The sequence below is a fragment of the Microbulbifer okhotskensis genome (assembly GCF_023895975.1).
GTDB classification, from domain to species: Bacteria; Pseudomonadota; Gammaproteobacteria; order Pseudomonadales; family Cellvibrionaceae; genus Microbulbifer; species Microbulbifer okhotskensis.
This window is the reverse complement of sequence record NZ_JALBWM010000226.1, coordinates 1-2,835: the sequence shown is the minus strand read 5'-3', so window position 1 is coordinate 2,835 and position 2,835 is coordinate 1. Positions and strand designations below refer to the sequence as shown.

At 56.4% G+C, this 2,835-nt stretch carries 3 protein-coding genes; all 3 read right to left on the bottom strand.

The annotated features are described in order from the left end of the window. The coding region (locus tag MO867_RS21395) for a DUF2163 domain-containing protein (protein WP_252472913.1) at positions 1-545 on the bottom strand (545 nt) is incomplete at its 3' end. Further along, entirely contained in the window at positions 542-1,135 is a 594-nt protein-coding gene (locus MO867_RS21390) for a DUF2460 domain-containing protein (protein WP_252472911.1), read from the bottom strand. The genes MO867_RS21395 and MO867_RS21390, both read right to left, overlap by 4 nt. Then, a partial coding sequence (locus tag MO867_RS21385; protein ID WP_252472909.1) for a coiled-coil domain-containing protein occupies positions 1,135-2,835 on the bottom strand: 1,701 nt, incomplete at its 5' end. The genes MO867_RS21385 and MO867_RS21390, both read right to left, overlap by 1 nt.

Here is a 2,835-nt window from a genome sequence, read left to right as displayed (position 1 = left end):
ACGCTGGCGGATTGCCACAAGGGGTCCGCATTCACACCGCAACCGGTTTGCGTATTGGCCTCGGTGCCGAAGATGGCGCGGCAGGTGACGGAATCCACATGGCCAATCGATTGGCGCAGGCGCATCATCACGCTGAGCAGTTCGGGGATAAATACCGTATCGCGCACGGTGCGCACTTCGCCGATATCGCCACCGTCCAGTACCACCGCGCCCATGGATAAATCGCGATAGTTGACCAAGACCATGGCCCACTCGGCGCCGTCCAACTCGCCGCGCTCGGCCATGGCGACGGTGATGCCGGGCACGTCTGCGCTGTAGAGGGCATAGCCCTCGGCATTGTCCACATCGAAGGAGGTATCGCTGGCAATCACACTACTGTCGAAGCCGTTTTGCGCGTAGTAAATCAGCCCGTTGTATTCGACATTGCGGTCCAGCGTGGCGGCACCGAACGCGCGGCCGTCGCTGAGGGTGATTTTTAATAGGCGGCAGGTGGTGGTGACGCCGCTGTCTAAATGGGCTTGCAGTGCTGCGGGGATATACCTCATAGGCGAATCTCCAGCAGGTCCACATTGCCGGTTAACACCGGGGCGCCCCGTGAACGGTTATCGAAGGAGAAACCGATTTCATCCTCTTCAAAGCGCACCGGCACATCGAATTCCCCGCTCCAGGTAATTTCAGCACCGTTGTCGGCACTGAGCTGCACCTGGCCGGTGGTGTCGTCGATACTGGCGGCTACCGGGTTGCCATCCACATAAATCGTCACCGCCCCCGCGACGGGTTTAACGATTTCCCGCTGATAGGAAAAAGCCCCAAAGATATATTTTTTCTTTAATTGATAGGTTTCACTGGTGCCGGTGCCGTAGCCAATCACCTCATTGTCTGCGACAAAATCTGTAGGGTCTTTTAAACGAAACCCTACCAGCGCGCCCATGCAGGCATGGTGGGCGGCGACCACGATTTGATGGTCTGCATAATCCAAATTCTGAAATAACAGGGAGTAGCGCCCCAGCGGCCTTTCCCATTCCGCATTGCGCCGCTCGATGCTGTTGCGCAATTCTTTGATATCGGTTTTATAGCGGTGGCCGAACTCGGAGCCATAGGCGACTCTTTCCAGCAGGCGACTTTCGTTAAACATTAAGACCCGAGCCTCCTGCTATTCATACGTTGGCCGCGTGTGCTCTCGCGTTTTATCTGCTGGGCCGTGCGGTTATCCGGCTTGCCCGATACGTTGAAATTTTGCGTTATGGGCGCCGGGTTACTGTAACCACCACTACCTCCGCCGTGTCTGTCGGCCTGAATCATGGCCAGGGTGCGATCCAGTTTTGCGCTGGTTTCCGCCGTGGTGACCCGCTCGCCTTTTTGCAGCAGCCAAGTGCCGTCTTCCGGTACGGCATCGATACCGTCGTGGGCCATGCCGGTGACTTTGGCGGCCGCTACACCACCGGCGGCATAAATAGAACCTGCCGCAGCAGCGCCCAGGGCTGGCCCCACGATCGGAATATAGGGTGCGATCGCGGCATAAGCGCCCATAGCCGCGTCATGGGTATTGGCAATAATGCTCTGCAGGGCGTTGCGTTTTTTCTCATCCAGTAGGGTTTCACCGATGGCCAGCGCCGCGCGCATATAGGCCGCCTCTTCGCCTTGCATGCCTTGGTAATACTGTCCCGCCACATCCATCAGGGTGGCGTAACCCTCCAGCTGCTGCTGTCGGCGCAGGTCTTCATTGGCCTGGGTGATTTCGGTGAGGCTTTCTTCATACTGCTGATGAATGGCCAGCTCTTCCTCATCCCAGGTGGCATTGAGGTCGGCGCGCTCGCTGCGGAATTGGTCCAGCATGTCGATCTGGCTGGAATACCAGTCTTCCAGCTCGGTGCGCGCGGCCTTGATATCTTCACCGCTGTCGAGGCCGCCCAGTTCTGGGCTTTCACCGGTGGCATCATCGGCGATACGGCCCAGGGTTTCTTGACGCTGCTCTTCGGTGAGGCCGGCCAGGGCATCAACAATGGCCAGGCGCTCGCGCATTTGATCGGTGAGCACTTCTTCATCGGTGCGCAGATCCCGCAGCAAGCTGGCATAGGCTTCGGCTTGTTCCTGGGCGATTTTAAATTCGGTGCCGAGTTCTTCAATGACTTCGCTGAAGATTGCCCACTCATCTACTTGAGGAAGTAATTCATTATCATTTACAACCTCCACCACTTTCGTGAATTCTGTTTCCAGTTCGGCAATGACTTCTCTGAAATCATCACCGACTAAATCGCCAAAGTTACTCTTGCCATAAAACGCATTTACCTGCCCTTGAAGCGCGGCCAGCTTCTCCCGCAGGTCATCCACCGAGGTGCCCTGATGGATATATTCCCCGGTGGCCAGGCGAATATTGGTAAGGAGTTTTCCATCACCAATCACGCCACTATCAATAGTTGCGCTCAACTGCTTCAGCGAACGCTCTAATTTCATGATTTCCGGTTCGCCGTGAACCATGCGGGAGACGGATTTACCCACGTCTTGGGTAAACTCAACCAGTTCCACCACCGCAGAAGCCGCAGCAGAGCCAACTTTAATAATTGCAGTGGTTAGTGCTGCGAAGGCTTCCCTGGTTTTTGGATCTGCAAGTAACTCAGTGAAATCCTTGATCGCCGGCAGTGCGCCTTTCACAACTTCTTTTTCGAATCCGTCGAACGCACCCTTCAATTGATCCAGGTTCTCGCGCACTTCGCCCAACTGCTGCAGATCCAGATCTGACAGCACCGCGCCCACATCTTCGGCCTCATCCCCGAGCCGGCCAAGCTCCTTGCCGTTGTTACGCAGTAGCGGTAACAGCAGGGTGGCATCACTGGC